At 64.6% G+C, this 17,233-nt stretch carries 13 protein-coding genes; all 13 read right to left on the bottom strand.

Annotated elements, in window-relative coordinates; genetic code table 11:
• Window positions 1-11: 11 nt before the first annotated feature.
• Entirely contained in the window at window positions 12-854 is an 843-nt protein-coding gene (gene rplB / locus ATL42_RS09465; RefSeq protein ID WP_098455127.1) for a 50S ribosomal protein L2, read from the bottom strand.
• A 32-nt stretch (window positions 855-886) separates the two neighbouring features.
• Window positions 887-1,204, bottom strand: coding sequence for a 50S ribosomal protein L23 (gene rplW, locus ATL42_RS09470; protein ID WP_425443199.1), 318 nt, complete (start codon window positions 1,202-1,204; stop codon window positions 887-889).
• On the bottom strand, window positions 1,201-1,905 hold the full coding sequence (gene rplD / locus ATL42_RS09475) for a 50S ribosomal protein L4 (RefSeq protein ID WP_098456477.1): 705 nt from the start codon (window positions 1,903-1,905) through the stop codon (window positions 1,201-1,203). Before rplD ends, rplW begins: the two co-directional genes overlap by 4 nt.
• Before the next feature lie 4 nt (window positions 1,906-1,909).
• A complete protein-coding gene (rplC, locus tag ATL42_RS09480; RefSeq protein WP_098455128.1) occupies window positions 1,910-2,569 on the bottom strand; it encodes a 50S ribosomal protein L3 in 660 nt (219 codons plus the stop codon).
• Between the two features lie 19 nt (window positions 2,570-2,588).
• Window positions 2,589-2,897, bottom strand: a complete 309-nt coding sequence (gene rpsJ, locus ATL42_RS09485) for a 30S ribosomal protein S10 (protein WP_012867945.1) — start codon at window positions 2,895-2,897, stop codon at window positions 2,589-2,591.
• Window positions 2,898-3,394: 497 nt separating this feature from the next.
• Complete coding sequence (gene tuf, locus ATL42_RS09490; RefSeq protein ID WP_098455129.1) at window positions 3,395-4,585, bottom strand: elongation factor Tu; 1,191 nt, start codon at window positions 4,583-4,585, stop codon at window positions 3,395-3,397.
• A gap of 124 nt (window positions 4,586-4,709) precedes the next feature.
• Entirely contained in the window at window positions 4,710-6,812 is a 2,103-nt protein-coding gene (fusA, locus tag ATL42_RS09495) for an elongation factor G (protein ID WP_098455130.1), read from the bottom strand.
• A 111-nt stretch (window positions 6,813-6,923) separates the two neighbouring features.
• Window positions 6,924-7,394, bottom strand: coding sequence for a 30S ribosomal protein S7 (rpsG, locus tag ATL42_RS09500; RefSeq protein ID WP_098455131.1), 471 nt, complete (start codon window positions 7,392-7,394; stop codon window positions 6,924-6,926).
• A complete protein-coding gene (gene rpsL, locus ATL42_RS09505; RefSeq protein WP_066464686.1) occupies window positions 7,394-7,768 on the bottom strand; it encodes a 30S ribosomal protein S12 in 375 nt (124 codons plus the stop codon). Before rpsL ends, rpsG begins: the two co-directional genes overlap by 1 nt.
• Before the next feature lie 430 nt (window positions 7,769-8,198).
• Window positions 8,199-12,077 (bottom strand): DNA-directed RNA polymerase subunit beta', encoded by a 3,879-nt coding sequence (locus ATL42_RS09510; RefSeq protein ID WP_098455132.1) that lies wholly within the window; start codon window positions 12,075-12,077, stop codon window positions 8,199-8,201.
• Between the two features lie 132 nt (window positions 12,078-12,209).
• Window positions 12,210-15,722 carry a DNA-directed RNA polymerase subunit beta gene (rpoB, locus tag ATL42_RS09515; protein WP_098456478.1) on the bottom strand — a complete coding sequence of 1,171 codons (3,513 nt, stop codon included), beginning with the start codon at window positions 15,720-15,722 and terminating at the stop codon, window positions 12,210-12,212.
• A gap of 462 nt (window positions 15,723-16,184) precedes the next feature.
• Complete coding sequence (rplL, locus tag ATL42_RS09520) at window positions 16,185-16,568, bottom strand: 50S ribosomal protein L7/L12 (protein ID WP_098455133.1); 384 nt, start codon at window positions 16,566-16,568, stop codon at window positions 16,185-16,187.
• An 80-nt stretch (window positions 16,569-16,648) separates the two neighbouring features.
• Window positions 16,649-17,188, bottom strand: a complete 540-nt coding sequence (gene rplJ, locus ATL42_RS09525; protein ID WP_098455134.1) for a 50S ribosomal protein L10 — start codon at window positions 17,186-17,188, stop codon at window positions 16,649-16,651.
• Window positions 17,189-17,233 lie beyond the last annotated feature (45 nt).

Consider the following 17,233-nt stretch of genomic DNA (forward strand, 5'->3'; position numbering starts at 1 on the left):
TCAGGCTCCTATCAACGCTTCTTGTTCTTGCCGGAACGACGACGACGCACGATGAGCTTGTCACTCGCCTTGTTGGGACGGCGGGTGCGGCCCTCTGCCTGGCCCCACGGGCTGACAGGGTGACGTCCACCGGAGGTCTTGCCTTCTCCACCACCGTGAGGGTGGTCGATCGGGTTCATCGCGACACCACGGACTGTCGGGCGCTTGCCCTTCCAGCGCATGCGGCCGGCCTTGCCCCAGTTGATGTTCGACTGCTCGGCGTTGCCCACCTCGCCGACCGTTGCGCGGCAGCGCAGGTCGACGTTGCGGATCTCACCGGACGGCAGACGCAGCTGGGCGTAAGGCCCGTCCTTCGCGACGAGCTGCACGGAGGCACCAGCCGAACGTGCCATCTTCGCGCCGCCGCCGGGCTTGAGCTCGACTGCGTGGATGACGGTACCGGTCGGGATGTTGCGCAGAGGCAGGTTGTTGCCAGGCTTGATGTCAGCCCCGGCACCGTTCTCGATCAGGTCGCCCTGGCCGAGCTTGTTCGGCGCGATGATGTAGCGCTTCTCACCGTCTGCATAGTGCAGGAGTGCGATGCGGGCGGTCCGGTTGGGGTCGTACTCGATGTGAGCGACCTTGGCCGGTACGCCGTCCTTGTCGTGCCGACGGAAGTCGATGACGCGGTAGGCGCGCTTGTGCCCACCACCCTTGTGCCGGGTGGTGATACGACCGGAGCTGTTACGCCCACCGGTCTTGTGGAGCGGACGGATAAGCGACTTCTCCGGCTCCGAGCGCGTGATCTCGACGAAGTCGGCAACGCTGGAGCCGCGGCGTCCGGGCGTAGTCGGCTTGTACTTGCGGATTCCCATGGGGATCTGTCCTCAATCTGCTCTCGGCCGGCTCAGCCGACCGGTCCACCGAACATGTCAATCGATCCCTCGCGAAGAGAGACGATCGCACGCTTGGTGTCCTTACGCTTGCCAGTACCGAAACGGGTCCGCCGGGACTTGCCCTTGCGGTTGATCGTGTTGACGGAGCTGACCTTGACATCGAAGATCTTCTCGATGGCGATCTTGATCTCCGTCTTGTTCGACCGCGGGTCGACGAGGAAGGTGTACTTTCCCTCGTCGAGCAGGCCGTAGCTCTTCTCAGAGAGAACCGGTGCGATCACGATGTCGCGTGGGTCCTTCTGAACCGTCGTAGCGATGGGCGTGGTCACTTGGTGTCCTCCTTGTCGAGCTGTGCCGACTCGGACTCCGTCGCGACGGCCTTGACCGAAGCGCCCTTCGCGGGGCCAGCGAGGAACGCGGTGAGCGCTCCCTGCGTGAACACCACGTCGTCAGAGATGAGCACGTCGTAGGTGTTGAGCTGGTCAGCCACCAGAAGGTGAACCTGCTCAGCGTTCTGCAACGACTTCACGGTGAGCTCGTCGCCACGCTCGAGAACCACGAGAACGTTCTTGCGAGGCGAGAGGTGCGCGAGCGACGCGAGCGCCTGCTTGGTCGACGGCGAGCCGTCGATACCGAAGCCGGTCACGACATGGATGCGGCCGGCGCGTGCGCGGTCAGAGAGTGCCCCGCGCAGTGCTGCCTGCTTCATCTTCTTGGGTGTGCGCTGGCTGTAGTCACGCGGTGTCGGTCCGTGAACCACACCACCACCGGCGAACTGAGGTGCGCGGATCGAGCCCTGACGGGCGCGACCGGTGCCCTTCTGCTTGTACGGCTTGCGTCCACCACCGCGAACCTCGCCGCGGGTCTTGGTGCTGTGCGTGCCCTGACGGGCCGCAGCGAGCTGCGCGACAACAACCTGGTGGATGAGAGGAATATTCGCCTGGACGTCGAACACCTCGGCGGGAAGCTCGGCGGAGCCGGACTTCTTGCCCTTGGCGTCGATGACGTCGACGGTCAGCGTTTCAGACATGCTGTCACGCACCCTTCGCTGCACTACGCACGAGGACGACGCCACCCTTGGGGCCGGGAACCGCGCCCTTGACGAGCAGCAGACCCTTCTCCGCGTCGACCGCGTGAACGGTCAGATTTTGCGTGGTCTGACGGTCAACACCCATCCGACCAGCCATCCGCACACCCTTGAAGACGCGCGACGGGGTCGAAGCCCCACCGATCGATCCGGGCTTGCGGTGGTTGCGGTGCGCACCGTGGGACGCGCCAACGCCGTGGAAGCCGTGGCGCTTCATGACACCGGCGGTGCCCTTGCCCTTGGTCGTTCCGACGACGTCCACAACGCTTCCGGCCTCGAAGGCCTCCGCGGTGAGCTCCTGGCCGAGGTTGAACTCGCCAGCGTTGGACGTGCGGATTTCGGTCACGTGACGGCGCGGGGTGACCCCGGCCTTCGCGAAGTGACCCTTCAGCGGCTGCGTCACCTTGCGGGGATCGATCGTGCCGTAGGCGAGCTGGACGGCTGCGTAGCCGTCAACATCAGCCGTACGGACCTGCGTCACCACGTTGGTGCCGACCTGGACCACGGTCACGGGAACGAGGCGTCCTGCTTCGTCCCAGACCTGGGTCATCCCGAGCTTGGTTCCGAGTACGGCCGTCACGGGCCGTTCGTTCTGCTGGGTAGCCATGTGTATGTCCCTCCCAGTCTCAGAGCTTGATCTCGATGTTCACGTCGGCGGGCAGGTCGAGACGCATGAGCGAGTCGACCGCCTTCGGCGTGGGATCGATGATGTCGATGAGCCGCTTGTGCGTGCGCATTTCAAAGTGCTCGCGGCTGTCCTTGTACTTGTGAGGCGAACGGATAACGCAAAACACGTTCTTCTCCGTCGGCAACGGCACCGGGCCCACGACCGTCGCACCAGCGCGTGTCACCGTGTCGACGATCTTGCGCGCCGAGCTGTCGATGACCTCGTGGTCGTAGGACTTGAGCCGGATGCGGATCTTCTGTCCCGCCATGGCGTCGTCTGACTCTCTCTCTCGAACTGTCCGACCCCCGCGCTCGGGCGTGTCGCTCTCAGCGACACGCATTCACGCTGCACCACGTCGTGGTGCGAGATCGTTGGATATGTAGGCCACACCGCAGATCGCGGGCCTATCGAGCACCCTACGACGCAGAACTGACCCGCAACGTCTTCTCGCCTGTGTGGAACCTCAGTCCCGCGGCACCTCAATCTGTCCATCGCACAGAGAGTTCAACACGCGGAACGGCCCCTGGGGCCGGACGGTTCAACACACTGTTCGATATTTGAATGAGCGCACCCGCAACAGGCAACCTGAACAGTTTGCCAGACGATTGCCAGAAAAGCCAGCCGATCCGGCTCCACACTTCCAGAGCTCTGCCACGTGCGCGCTCGCACCTGCCTGCCCCCTGCAGATGCCCCCAGACGCACGAGGACCCGGCGGCCTGACGGCTACCGGGTCCTCGTGAGCGATGCTCAGCTAGTCAGACAAGATCACTTGATGATCTTGGTGACCTGGCCTGAACCGACCGTACGTCCACCCTCGCGGATGGCGAAGCCGAGGCCCTCTTCCATGGCGATCGGCTGGATGAGCTCGACCGTCATCTCCGTGTTGTCGCCGGGCATGACCATCTCGGTGCCCTCAGGCAGCGTGATGACGCCGGTGACGTCGGTGGTGCGGAAGTAGAACTGAGGACGGTAGTTCGAGTAGAACGGGTTGTGACGCCCGCCCTCGTCCTTGCCGAGGATGTAGACGCGAGCCTCGAAGTTCGTGTGCGGGGTGATGGACCCCGGCTTCACGACAACCTGGCCGCGCTCGACGTCCTCGCGCTTGATCCCACGGAGAAGAAGACCGGTGTTGTCGCCGGCCTGCGCCTCGTCCATGGACTTGTGGAAGGTCTCGATACCCGTGACCGTCGTCTTCTGCGCGTTGCGGATTCCGACGATCTCGACCTCGGAGTTGATCGCAAGACGTCCACGGTCGACCTTGCCGGTGACGACGGTTCCACGACCGGTGATCGTGAAGACGTCCTCGATCGGCATGAGGAACGGCTTGTCGAGGTCACGGACCGGGTCCGGCACGTGCTCGTCGACAGCCTCGAGGAGGTCCTCGACGGTCTTGGTCCACTCCGGGTCGCCCTCGAGCGCCTTGAGGCCCGAGACGCGGACGACGGGAGCGTTGTCGCCGTCGAAGCCCTGTGCGGAGAGAAGCTCGCGCACCTCCATCTCGACGAGCTCGAGGATCTCCTCGTCGTCCACCATGTCGGCCTTGTTCAGCGCGACGAGGAGGTAAGGAACACCCACCTGACGAGCGAGCAGGACGTGCTCGCGCGTCTGAGCCATCGGGCCGTCGGTAGCGGCGACCACGAGGATCGCGCCGTCCATCTGGGCAGCACCGGTGATCATGTTCTTGATGTAGTCAGCGTGCCCGGGAGCATCGACGTGGGCGTAGTGACGCTTCTCCGTCTGGTACTCGATGTGCGCGATGTTGATCGTGATACCGCGCTGCTTCTCTTCGGGTGCCTTGTCGATGTCGTCGAACTTGAACTCAGGGTTCAGGTCCGGGTACTTGTCGTGCAGCACCTTCGAGATAGCTGCCGTGAGCGTCGTCTTACCGTGGTCAACGTGACCGATGGTTCCGATGTTGACGTGCGGTTTGGTCCGCTCGAACTTGGCCTTCGCCACTGGGGTCCTCCTGGGACTTGGGTAGTTGTGCCGAACGATGCAGCGCGGCTCGGTGGCCGATCTGCGGGGCGTGCGGGTCGCTACAGGTTGATGGTGGTGATTCTACAGTTCGACCTGTGGGGACTCACTCGCCCCGGGTCTTCTTGATGATCTCTTCGGCAACGTTCCGAGGAACCTCGGAATAGCTGTCGAACTGCATCGAGTACACAGCACGACCTTGGGTCTTTGACCGTAGGTCGCCGATGTACCCGAACATCTCTGACAGGGGTACGTGGGCCTGGATGACCTTGACACCCGTCGCGTCTTCCATCGACTGGATCATGCCTCGACGCGAGTTGATGTCACCGATGACGTCACCCATGTATTCCTCAGGTGTCCGTACCTCTACCGCCATGACCGGCTCGAGCAGAACCGGGTCTGCCTTCCTGACGCCCTCTTTGAGGATCATCGAGCCGGCAATCTTGAACGCCATCTCCGAGGAGTCGACCTCGTGGAAGGCTCCGTCGAGCAGTGTGGCCTTGATACCGACGAGCGGGTACCCGGCGAGCACGCCGAGCTCCATCGCTGCCTGGATACCAGCGTCCACGCTCGGGATGTACTCGCGCGGGATCCGCCCGCCGCCGACCTTGTTCTCGAAGACGTACAGCTCGCCCTCGGCAGGATCCAGCGGAGCGAACGACATCTGCACCTTGGCGAACTGGCCGGATCCACCAGTCTGCTTCTTGTGCGTGTAGTCGATCTTGTCCACCGTACGACGGATCGTCTCGCGGTACGCGACCTGCGGCTTGCCGACGTTCGCCTCGACGTTGAACTCACGACGCATACGGTCGACGAGGATGTCGAGGTGAAGCTCGCCCATCCCGGCGATGACCGTCTGGCCGGTGTCGATGTTGAGCGAGACCTGGAACGTCGGGTCCTCGTCGGAGAGCTTCTGGATAGCGACGGAGAGCTTCTCCTGGTCGCCCTTCGTCTTCGGCTCGATGGCCACCGAGATGACCGGCTCCGGGAACGTCATCGACTCGAGGACGACGGGGTTCGCGATGTCGCAGAGCGTGTCACCGGTGGTGACGTCCTTGAGACCGATGAACGCGTAGATGTGACCGGCCGTCGCGTCGTCGACCGGGTTCTCCTTGTTGGAGTGCATCTGGAAGAGCTTTCCGATGCGCTCCTTCTTGTTCTTGGTCGAGTTGAGCACCTGGGCGCCCTGGCCGACGTGGCCGGAGTACACGCGCACGTAGGTGAGCTTCCCGAAGAACGGGTGCGTGGCGACCTTGAACGCGAGGGCCGCGAACGGCTCGCTCGAGTCAGGGTGGCGCTCGACGATCTTCTCTTCGTCGCGAAGGTCGTGCCCCTGCATGGCGGGCACGTCGAGCGGCGTCGGGAGGTAGTCGATGACTGCGTCGAGCATGGGCTGGACGCCCTTGTTCTTGAACGCAGACCCACAGAGGACCGGGTAGGCCTCAGAGCGGATCGTCAGCTGGCGGATACCGTCCTTGATCTCGGCGACCGTCAGCTCCTCTCCGTTGAGGTACTTCTCCATGAGCTCTTCCGAGGCGTCGGCGACAGCCTCGAGGAGCTCCGCGCGGTACTGCGCAGCCTTCTCGACGAGGTCGGCCGGGATCTCCTCGGTGGAGTACTCCTCGCCCAGCGCGGTCACGCCGTGCCAGACGAGAGCCTTCTGCTCGACGAGGTCGACGACTCCGATGAAGTCGCTCTCGGAGCCGATCGGCAGCTGGATGACGAGCGGCTTCGCCTTGAGCCGGTTGATGATCGTGTCGACTGTGAAGTAGAAGTCGGCGCCGAGCTTGTCCATCTTGTTGACGAAGCAGATGCGCGGGACCTCGTACTTGTCCGCCTGGCGCCAGACCGTCTCGGACTGGGGCTCGACGCCCTCCTTGCCGTCGAACACCGCGACGGCACCATCGAGCACGCGGAGCGAACGCTCCACCTCGACCGTGAAGTCGACGTGCCCGGGGGTGTCGATGATGTTGATCTGGTTGTTCTTCCAGTAGCAGGTCGTCGCGGCCGACGTGATCGTGATGCCGCGCTCCTGCTCCTGCTCCATCCAGTCCATCGTCGACGCGCCGTCGTGCGTCTCACCAATCTTGTAGTTGACCCCCGTGTAGAACAGGATCCGCTCGGTGGTGGTGGTCTTGCCAGCATCGATGTGAGCCATGATGCCGATGTTGCGGACCTTGCTCAGGTCGGTGAGCACGTCAAGTGCCACGGTGATCTACCTCTTACTGGTGTGGGATGGAGCTCAGACGTGAGACAGAGGACGCCTGTAGGGCGTCGAGGGATGAACGGGTGCCCCGGGACGTCCCGGGGCACCGCATCATCACCAGCGGTAGTGCGCGAAGGCCTTGTTGGACTCAGCCATCTTGTGCATGTCCTCGCGGCGCTTCACAGCGGCACCGAGGCCGTTGCTCGCGTCGAGGATCTCGTTCATGAGGCGCTCGGTCATGGTCTTCTCGCGACGTGCACGCGAGTAGTCCGTGAGCCAGCGCAGCGCGAGCGTGGTCGAGCGGACGGGGCGAACCTCGACCGGAACCTGGTAGGTCGCGCCACCGACACGGCGCGAGCGAACCTCGAGCGCGGGGCGGATGTTCTCGAGCGCGCGCTTGAGGACGACGACGGGGTCGCCGGCGGTCTTGTCGCGGACGCCTTCGAGGGCACCGTAGACGATCGCCTCAGCGGTCGACTTCTTGCCGTCCATGAGGACCTTGTTGATGAGCTGCGTGACGACCGGGGATCCGTAGACCGGGTCGATGATGAGGGGCCGCTTCGGGGCCGGGCCTTTGCGAGGCATCAGCTCTTCTCCTTCTTCGCGCCGTAGCGGCTGCGAGCCTGCTTGCGGTTCTTGACACCCTGGGTGTCGAGAGCGCCGCGGATGACCTTGTAACGCACACCGGGAAGGTCCTTCACACGACCGCCGCGCACGAGCACGATGGAGTGCTCCTGGAGGTTGTGTCCGACACCTGGGATGTACGCGGTGACCTCAACGCCACTGGAGAGCTTCACGCGAGCAACCTTGCGGAGCGCGGAGTTCGGCTTCTTCGGAGTGGTGGTGTAGACGCGGGTGCACACACCGCGCCGCTGAGGGGATCCTTTGAGGGCCGGCGTCTTGGACTTTCCGACCTTCGATGTCCGCCCCTTGCGGACGAGCTGCTGAATCGTGGGCACTGCGTCTCCGTGTCTACTCGAGCTCGCCGGGTGTTTCCCGGCGGTGGCTACTGCTGGCTATTGCTGGTCGTGTCCGAGCTGGGTGCACGAGGCACCGCAGCTTCGCTGCAATACGCCACGTACCACCGGCTCGATGGTCCAGCCCCGCGCGCAGTGCGCGCTGAGCCAGAAGTCCCCGCTGCCGAGCCGGACCCTCGTCGCATCGTTCGAAGCTCTCGCTCCAGATACGGCGTGACCATCTCCGTCCATCGAGCCAGGAGGACCTCTGAGGTCTCTCGGCGACCGACGAAATGTAGTCACAAGGGCCCGACAGCACGGGCACGGTTTCCAAGCCTACCTGCGATGTGCAGGGAGGTCAAAGTGATCTGAGTGCTGACAACAGTGCGGGGCGGCCCCCAGAGGGAACCGCCCCGCGCCGACTCCTACCGGATCAGCGGAAGTCGGGACCGAAGTCGATGTCCTCGAGCGGGATCGCCTCACCGGATCCCATTCCGAGAGCCGGGAAGTCGATCTCGTCGTAGCCGAAGCTCGGGTAGAGCTCGGCCTTCGCTTCTTCGGTGGGCTCGACCCGCACGTTGCCGTAGCGAGGCAGCCCTGTACCTGCAGGGATGAGCTTTCCGAGGATGACGTTCTCCTTGAGACCGAGGAGCGGGTCGCGGCGACCGCTCATCGCGGCCTCCGTGAGGACGCGCGTGGTCTCCTGGAAGGACGCCGCCGAGAGCCACGAGTCGGTCGCGAGCGACGCCTTCGTGATCCCCATGAGCTCGGGACGACCGGAGGCCGGCTGGCCACCTTCCGCCACCGCACGCCGGTTGGCGTCCTCGAAGCGACCGCGCTCGGCGAGCTCGCCCGGGAGCAGGATCGAGTCGCCGGAGTCGAGGACCGTCACACGACGCAGCATCTGCCGCACGATGACCTCGATGTGCTTGTCGTGGATGTCCACGCCCTGAGAGCGGTACACCTGCTGGACCTCGTCCACGAGGTGCTTCTGCGTGGCGCGCGGGCCGAGGATGCGCAAGACCTTCTTCGGGTCCACCGCACCCTGGACGAGCTGCGTACCGACGACGACCTCCTGGCCGTCCTCCACGAGGAGACGCGACCGCTTGGTGACCGCGTACGCGATCTCCTCGGAGCCGTCTTCCGGGGTGAGGACGATCCGGCGCGTGCGCTCGGAGTCGTCGATCGTGATGCGGCCCGTGTACTCCGCGATCGGCGCCTCGCCCTTGGGCGTACGCGCCTCGAAGAGCTCCGTGACACGCGGCAGTCCCTGTGTGATGTCGTCCGCAGACGCCACACCACCCGTGTGGAACGTACGCATCGTCAGCTGGGTACCCGGCTCACCGATCGACTGCGCCGCGATGATGCCGACGGCCTCACCGATGTCGACGAGCTTGCCCGTCGCGAGTGAGCGGCCGTAGCACTTGGCGCACGTACCCACCCGAGACTCGCAGGTGAGCACCGAGCGGACCTTGAGCGTCGAGACGCCCGCAGCCAGCAGGGCGTCGATGAGCACGTCTCCGACGTCCTCTCCAGCCTGTCCGATGACCTTGCCGCCAACCTCGACGGACGAGGCGAGCGTGCGGGAGTAGATGCTCTGCTCGACCTTGTCGTGACGGACGAGCTTGCCTCCACCGAGGTCCTCGCTCACCGGGAGGGTGAGACCACGCTCGGTCCCGCAGTCCTCCTCGCGGACGATGACATCCTGCGAGACGTCGACGAGACGACGCGTGAGGTATCCCGAGTCGGCGGTCCGCAGCGCGGTGTCGGCGAGGCCCTTACGGGCTCCGTGCGTCGCGATGAAGTATTCGAGGACAGAGAGTCCCTCGCGGTAGTTCGACTTGATCGGGCGAGGGATGATGTCACCCTTCGGGTTGGCCACGAGACCACGCATACCGGCGATCTGGCGAACCTGCATCCAGTTGCCTCGTGCACCCGAGCCGACCATCCGATAGACGGTGTTGCGCACAGGGAAGTTCTCCTGCATCGCCTTCGCGACCTTGTCGGTCGCCTGCGTCCAGATCTCGATGAGCTCCTGACGACGCTCGTCGTCCGTGATCAGACCCTTGTCGAACTGCTGCTGGACCTTGAGCGCACGAGCCTCGTGCGTCTCGAGGATCGCTGCCTTCGCGCTCGGCGTCGCCACGTCGGAGATCGAGATGGTGATGCCAGAACGGGTGGCCCAGCGGAAGCCTGCCGCCTTGAGCGCATCGAGCGACTCTGCGACCTCGACCTTGGGGTACGTCTCGGCAAGCTCGTTGACGATCTGCGACAGGCGCTTCTTGTCCACGACCGCGTTGACGTACGGGTAGTCGATCGGGAGCAGCTCGTTGAACAGCGCCCGGCCGAGGGTGGTCTTGAACAGCCGTGGCTGTCCCTCTGCCCAACCCTCAGGAGCCTCGGTGTCGACCGTCGGCGGGACGAGGTCCTCCATGCGGATGATGATCTCCGCGTTGAGGTCCAGGCTGCCACCATCGAACGCCATGATCGCCTCGGAGACCGAGCTGAACGCCCGGCCCTCTCCGAGAGGGGCTTCCTTCTCGCTCGTCAGGTGGTAGAGCCCGATGATCATGTCCTGGGAGGGCATGGTCACAGGACGTCCGTCAGACGGCTTGAGGATGTTGTTGCTCGAGAGCATGAGGATGCGGGCCTCGGCCTGCGCCTCTGCCGACAGCGGCAGGTGCACAGCCATCTGGTCACCGTCGAAGTCAGCGTTGAACGCTGCGCACACGAGCGGGTGCAGGTGGATGGCCTTGCCCTCGACGAGCATCGGCTCGAACGCCTGGATACCGAGACGGTGCAGGGTCGGAGCACGGTTGAGGAGGACCGGGTGCTCCGTGATGACCTCTTCGAGGACGTCCCAGACCGCCGACTTGGCGCGCTCGACCATCCGCTTGGCGCTCTTGATGTTCTGAGCGTGGTTGAGGTCGACGAGCCGCTTCATCACGAACGGCTTGAACAGCTCGAGCGCCATCTGCTTGGGCAGACCGCACTGGTGCAGCTTGAGCTGCGGGCCGACGACGATGACCGAACGGCCCGAGTAGTCGACGCGCTTTCCGAGAAGGTTCTGGCGGAAACGCCCCTGCTTGCCCTTGAGCATGTCGGAGATCGACTTCAGCGGACGGTTTCCCGGTCCGGTGACCGGACGCCCACGGCGGCCGTTGTCGAACAGGGAGTCAACAGCCTCCTGAAGCATCCGCTTCTCGTTGTTGACGATGATCTCCGGTGCTCCGAGGTCGAGAAGACGCTTGAGGCGGTTGTTCCGGTTGATCACACGGCGGTACAGGTCGTTAAGGTCAGACGTCGCGAAACGTCCACCGTCGAGCTGGACCATCGGACGCAGGTCCGGGGGGATGACAGGGACAGCGTCGAGAACCATGCCGGTCGGCGAGTTCGTCGTGGTGAGGAACGCGTTGACGACCTTGAGGCGCTTGAGGGCACGCGTCTTGCGCTGGCCCTTGCCGCTCCGGATGATCTCGCGCAGGGTCTCGGCCTCGGTAACGAGGTCGAAGTCCTGCAGACGCTTCTGGATCGCCGCCGCGCCCATGGAACCTTCGAAGTAGTTCCCGTAGCGGTCCTGCAGCGCACGGTAGAGCATCTCGTCGCCCTCGAGGTCAGCGACCTTGAGCGCCTTGAACCGGTCCCAGACCTGGTCGAGACGGTCGAGCTCAGCGTCAGACCGCTTGCGGATCTGCGCCATCTCGCGCTCGGCAGAGTCGCGGACCTTGCGGCGTGCGTCGGCGCGAGCGCCCTCTGCCTCGAGCGCAGCGAGATCGGCCTCGAGACGCTGAGCGCGCGTCTCGATGTCGTTGTCGCGACGGTCGGTGATCTCCTTCTTCTCCAGGTCGATCTCGTTCTGGAGGTTCGGGAGGTCTTCCTGCCGGCCGTCGATGTCGACAGACGTGATCATGTACGCCGCGAAGTAGATGACCTTCTCGAGGTCCTTCGGAGCGAGGTCGAGCAGGTACCCGAGGCGGGAGGGGACACCCTTGAAGAACCAGATGTGTGTGACGGGCGCGGCGAGCTCGATGTGGCCCATGCGCTCGCGGCGAACCTTCGAGCGCGTGACCTCGACGCCACAGCGCTCACAGATGATGCCCTTGAAGCGGACACGCTTGTACTTGCCGCAGTAGCACTCCCAGTCCCGGGTCGGGCCGAAGATCTTCTCGCAGAAGAGGCCGTCCTTCTCAGGCTTGAGCGTGCGGTAGTTGATGGTCTCAGGCTTCTTGACCTCGCCATGCGACCAGGTGCGGATGTCGTCTGCCGTGGCCAGTCCGATGCGCAGCTCGTCGAAGACATTGACGTCGAGCAAGGTGGTCCTACTTCCTTCGTCTGCCGGCCTCGTCGGGATTCTTCCCGGCCGGCGCGGTGGAGGTGCTACAGAGTTTCGGTTCGTGACGGGGGTGCAGGCTCGTGATGAGCGGCACCCCCGTCAGTCCCGAGATCAGATCTCGTCGATGCTGGATGCTGCGTTGGGGCGACGTGACAGGTCGATGCCGAGCTCCTCGGCGGCGCGGTACACGTCGTCGTCGGACTCACGCATCTCGATTGAGACGCCGTCGCTGGAGAGCACCTCGACGTTCAGGCACAGCGACTGCATCTCCTTGAGGAGAACCTTGAAGGACTCCGGGATACCCGAGTCGGGGATGTTCTCGCCCTTGACGATGGCCTCGTACACCTTGACGCGTCCGGGGACGTCGTCCGACTTGATCGTCAGGAGCTCCTGGAGCGTGTAGGCCGCTCCATACGCTTCGAGAGCCCACACCTCCATCTCTCCGAAACGCTGTCCACCGAACTGCGCCTTACCACCGAGCGGCTGCTGCGTGATCATCGAGTACGGGCCCGTGGAGCGGGCGTGGATCTTGTCGTCCACCAGGTGGTGGAGCTTCAAGATGTACATGTACCCGACCGAGACCGCCTCGGGGAACGGCTCACCGGAGCGACCGTCGAAGAGGCGTGCCTTGCCGTCGGGCTGGACCATGCGGTCGCCGTCGCGGTTCGGCAGCGTAGCCGTGAGGAGACCGCTCAACGCGTTCTCCTGCAGACCGTCGAACACAGGCGTCGCTACCGGGTTGCGGGGCGGGTTCTGTGCTGCGATGGCAGGGACGTCGTCCTTCCAGGACAGGTCACCTTCGGTCGCAAGCGTGATGTCCCAACCCTGAGCCGCGATCCATCCGAGGTGGACCTCGAGCACCTGGCCGACGTTCATACGTCCCGGCACACCCATGGGGTTGAGGATGATGTCGACGGGCGTGCCGTCCTCGAGGAACGGCATGTCCTCGATCGGGAGGATGGTCGAGATGACACCCTTGTTCCCGTGACGGCCGGCGAGCTTGTCGCCTGCGGTGATCTTGCGTCGCTGCGCGATGTACACGCGGACGAGCTCGTTCACGCCGGCGGGGAGCTCGTCGCCGTCTTCACGACGGAACTCCTTGACGCCGATGACCGTGCCGGACTCGCCGTGAGGGACCTTGAGCGAGGTGTCGCGCACCTCGCGGGCCTTCTCGCCGAAGATGGCACGGAGCAGGCGCTCCTCCGGGGTCAGCTCGGTCTCGCCCTTCGGCGTGACCTTTCCGACGAGCACGTCACCGGCGCCGACCTCGGCACCGATGCGGATGATGCCGCGCTCGTCGAGGTCCGCGAGGACGTCCTCGGAGACGTTCGGGATGTCCCGGGTGATCTCCTCTGGGCCGAGCTTCGTGTCACGGGCGTCGACCTCGTGCTCTTCGATGTGGATCGAGGAGAGGACGTCGTCCTGCACGAGGCGCTGCGACAGGATGATCGCGTCCTCGTAGTTGTGACCTTCCCAGGACATGAACGCCACGAGGAGGTTGCGCCCGAGAGCGAGCTCGCCGTCGTCCGTCGCGGGGCCGTCACCGAGGACGGAGCCGACCTCGACGCGAGCGCCCTCGTCGACCAGCACACGCTGGTTGTAGGACGTGCCCTGGTTGGAGCGACGGAACTTCGCGGCCCGGTAGCTCGTGGTCGTCGCGTCGTCGTTCGCCACGACGATGAGGTCTGCGGAGACCTCCGTGACGACACCCGCCTTCGTTGCGACAAGCACGTCACCAGCGTCGATCGCGGCGCGACGTTCCATCCCGGTCCCGACCAGCGGGGCCTCAGAACGGACGAGGGGCACGGCCTGGCGCTGCATGTTCGCACCCATGAGGGCGCGGTTGGCGTCGTCGTGCTCGAGGAACGGGATGAGGGCCGTAGCGACCGACACCATCTGGCGCGGTGAGACGTCCATGTAGTCGACCGCGGAGCCGAGGACGTCGTCCGTCTCGCCACCCTTGGTACGGACGAGCACACGCTCGGTGAGGAACGAGTTGTCCGCCTTGAGCTCGGTGTTCGCCTGGGCGATGACGAAGCGGTCCTCGTCGTCGGCCGTGAGATACACGACCTCGTCGCTGACCATGCCGTACTCGACCTTGCGGTACGGCGTCTCGATGAAGCCGAACGGGTTGATCCGTCCGAACGACGCGAGCGAGCCGATGAGCCCGATGTTCGGGCCCTCCGGGGTCTCGATGGGGCACATGCGGCCGTAGTGCGACGGGTGGACGTCACGGACCTCCATGCCGGCGCGGTCGCGGGACAGACCACCTGGGCCGAGCGCGGACAGGCGACGCTTGTGCGTCAGTCCGGCGAGTGGGTTGTTCTGGTCCATGAACTGCGAGAGCTGAGAGGTTCCGAAGAACTCCTTGATCGATGCCACGACCGGGCGGATGTTGATGAGCGTCTGCGGCGCGATGGCCTCGACGTCCTGGGTCGTCATCCTCTCGCGCACGACGCGCTCCATCCGTGACAGGCCGGTACGGACCTGGTTCTGGATGAGCTCACCGACGGCGCGGATGCGGCGGTTGCCGAAGTGGTCGATGTCGTCCGTCTCGACGCGGACGTCGACGGCTTCACCGTTCTTCTTTCCGGGGATCGTCGCTGCGTCGGCGTGAAGAGCGGCGAGGTACTTGATCGTCGCGACGATGTCCGTGACCGTGAGGACGGAGTCGGACAGGGGCGCGTCGATGCCAAGCTTCTTGTTCACCTTGTAGCGGCCGACCTTCGCGAGGTCGTAGCGCTTCGAGTTGAAGTAGAAGTTCTCCAGCAGAGAGCGTCCGGCCTCGACCGTGGGCGGCTCACCCGGACGGATCTTGCGGTAGAGGTCGACGAGCGCCTCTTCCTCGGTCGTGACGTGGTCCTTCTCGAGCGTGTCGAGGATGGACGGGAAGTCTGCGAACTCTTCGCGGATCTCCGACTCGGTCAGGCCGAGCGCCTTGAGCAGCACCGTGACGGACTGCTTGCGCTTGCGGTCGACGCGCACGCCGACGGCGTCACGCTTGTCGATCTCGAACTCGAGCCAGGCCCCGCGCGACGGGATGATCTTCGCGTTGAAGATGTCCTTGTCGCTCGTCTTGTCGGCCGTGCGGTCGAAGTAGACCCCCGGCGAACGGACGAGCTGCGAGACGACGACGCGCTCTGTGCCGTTGATGATGAAGGTGCCGCGCTCGGTCATGAGCGGGAAGTCGCCCATGAAGACCGTCTGGCTCTTGATCTCACCGGTGTTGTAGTTGAAGAACTCGGCCGTCACGAACAGCGGAGCTGCGAAGGTGAAGTCCTTCTCCTTGCACTCCTCCGCCGTGTGCTTCGGCGGCTCGAAGCGGTGGTTGGAGAACGACAGGGACATCGACGATCCGAAGTCCTCGATCGGTGAGATCTCCTCGAAGATCTCCTCGAGGCCTGACGTCGACGGGACGTCCTGTCGGCCGCTCTCGTTGGCGATGGCCACACGGGCACGCCACTTGTCGTTGCCGAGGAGCCAGTCGAAGCTCTCGGTCTGGAGACCCAGGAGGTCAGGCACCTCCAACGGTTCAAAAATCTTGGCGAAGGAGACGCGCCGAGAAGCGGTGCGGTTCGCAATTGCGTCGGCGGACGGAGCAGAAGGGGTGCGCGAGGCAGCCAAGAGGGGTCCTTCCCTGCGGATCGAGTGCACGCTGTTGCGCTTTGCGGCCTCCTCCGCCACCCTTGTGGTGTCAAGCACACCCTGATGTCCGGTCTGCACCGAAAATCATAGATATCTCGCCACCTCGCGCGACCGGATTCCAAGGCCCACGAGCCGACCGGAGTTCGCTCCGAGGGCTCGGGACGCCAGTCCCGGCGACACTACGAGTGGTTTTGCAGGCACACGCCAGCGCAAAGCGTTAGCATAGCCGACCGAGTCAAGAATGGGCAACTCGGCCGTTCGAGCATGAGCAGCGTGAGCCACGGACCACCGGACGCCGCGTCCAGAGGACTCGCCTCTTCTGCTGAAGAATCAGCGCAGACGATGAGGCCCGCACCCTGAACAGGGTGCGGGCCTCATTGCACTGTGATGGTCCGGAGCCGCACTCAGGCGGCGCGTGCGGACCGAGCCGTCAGGCTCAGATCACTTGAGGGTGACGGTCGCGCCGGCACCCTCGAGAGCGGCCTTGGCCTTCTCGGCAGCTTCCTTGGTAGCAGCCTCAAGAACAGCCTTGGGAGCGCTGTCGACGAGGTCCTTCGCCTCCTTCAGGCCGAGGCTCGTGAGGGCGCGCACCTCCTTGATGACCTGGATCTTCTTGTCGCCAGCGGCCTCGAGGATGACGTCGAACTCGTCCTTCTCCTCTTCGACCTCAGCGGCAGCGGCTGCCGGTCCGGCAACTGCGACGGCTGCGGGGGCTGCTGCGGTGACCTCGAAGGTCTCCTCGAACGCCTTCACGAACTCGGAGAGCTCGATGAGGGTCAGTTCCTTGAAAGCTGCAATGAGCTCTTCGGTGCTGAGCTTCGCCATGGTCGGCGTTCCTTCCTGGTTGTCCTGCGTGAAGCAGAGGGTTGTGTGTGTGCGTGACCTGCGTCTTCCCGGAGGAAGGCTCAGGCCGCGCTGTCCTGGCTCTCAGGCGAAGCCTGCTTCTCGCGCAGGGCGTCGATGGTGCGCACGGCCTGCGATGCGGGTGCCGTGAACAGGTACGCCGCCTGGTAGAGCGACGCCTTGAACGCGCCAGCCAGCTTGGCCAGCAGCACCTCGCGGGACTCGAGGTCCGCGAGCTTGATGATGTCTGCAGCAGTCAGCGGGCGTCCGTCGAGGACACCAGCCTTGATGACCAGCTGCGGGTTTGCCTTGGCGAAGTCACGCAGGCCCTTGGCAGCCTCGACCGGGTCTCCGGTGACGAAGGCGATTGCCGACGGTCCAGCAAGATCGGCGTCCAGTCCTTCGACACCGGCTTCCTTGGCCGCGATAGCGGTCAGCGTGTTCTTCACCACGGCGTACGTTGCGTTGCCGCTGAGCGACCGACGCAGCTGCTTGAGCTGCGCGACGGTGAGCCCGCGGTACTCGGTCAGCACGGCAGCGTTGGACTCGCGGAACATGTCCGTGAGCTCTGCTACTGCGGCTGCCTTGTCCGGCCTCGCCATGGCAATCCTTCCGATGGTGGTGCCGCTGGTCTCGCCGGGATCCCG

The organism is Sanguibacter antarcticus (assembly GCF_002564005.1).
GTDB classification, from domain to species: Bacteria; Actinomycetota; Actinomycetes; order Actinomycetales; family Cellulomonadaceae; genus Sanguibacter; species Sanguibacter antarcticus.

Coding starts and splice junctions, on each gene's coding strand:
- rplB (WP_098455127.1), bottom strand. CDS start 854: ATGGGAATCCGCAAGTACAAGCCGACTACGCCCGGACGCCGCGGCTCC.
- rplD (WP_098456477.1), bottom strand. CDS start 1,905: ATGTCTGAAACGCTGACCGTCGACGTCATCGACGCCAAGGGCAAGAAG.
- rplC (WP_098455128.1), bottom strand. CDS start 2,569: ATGGCTACCCAGCAGAACGAACGGCCCGTGACGGCCGTACTCGGAACC.
- rpsJ (WP_012867945.1), bottom strand. CDS start 2,897: ATGGCGGGACAGAAGATCCGCATCCGGCTCAAGTCCTACGACCACGAG.
- rpsG (WP_098455131.1), bottom strand. CDS start 7,394: ATGCCTCGCAAAGGCCCGGCCCCGAAGCGGCCCCTCATCATCGACCCG.
- rplL (WP_098455133.1), bottom strand. CDS start 16,568: ATGGCGAAGCTCAGCACCGAAGAGCTCATTGCAGCTTTCAAGGAACTG.
- rplJ (WP_098455134.1), bottom strand. CDS start 17,188: ATGGCGAGGCCGGACAAGGCAGCCGCAGTAGCAGAGCTCACGGACATG.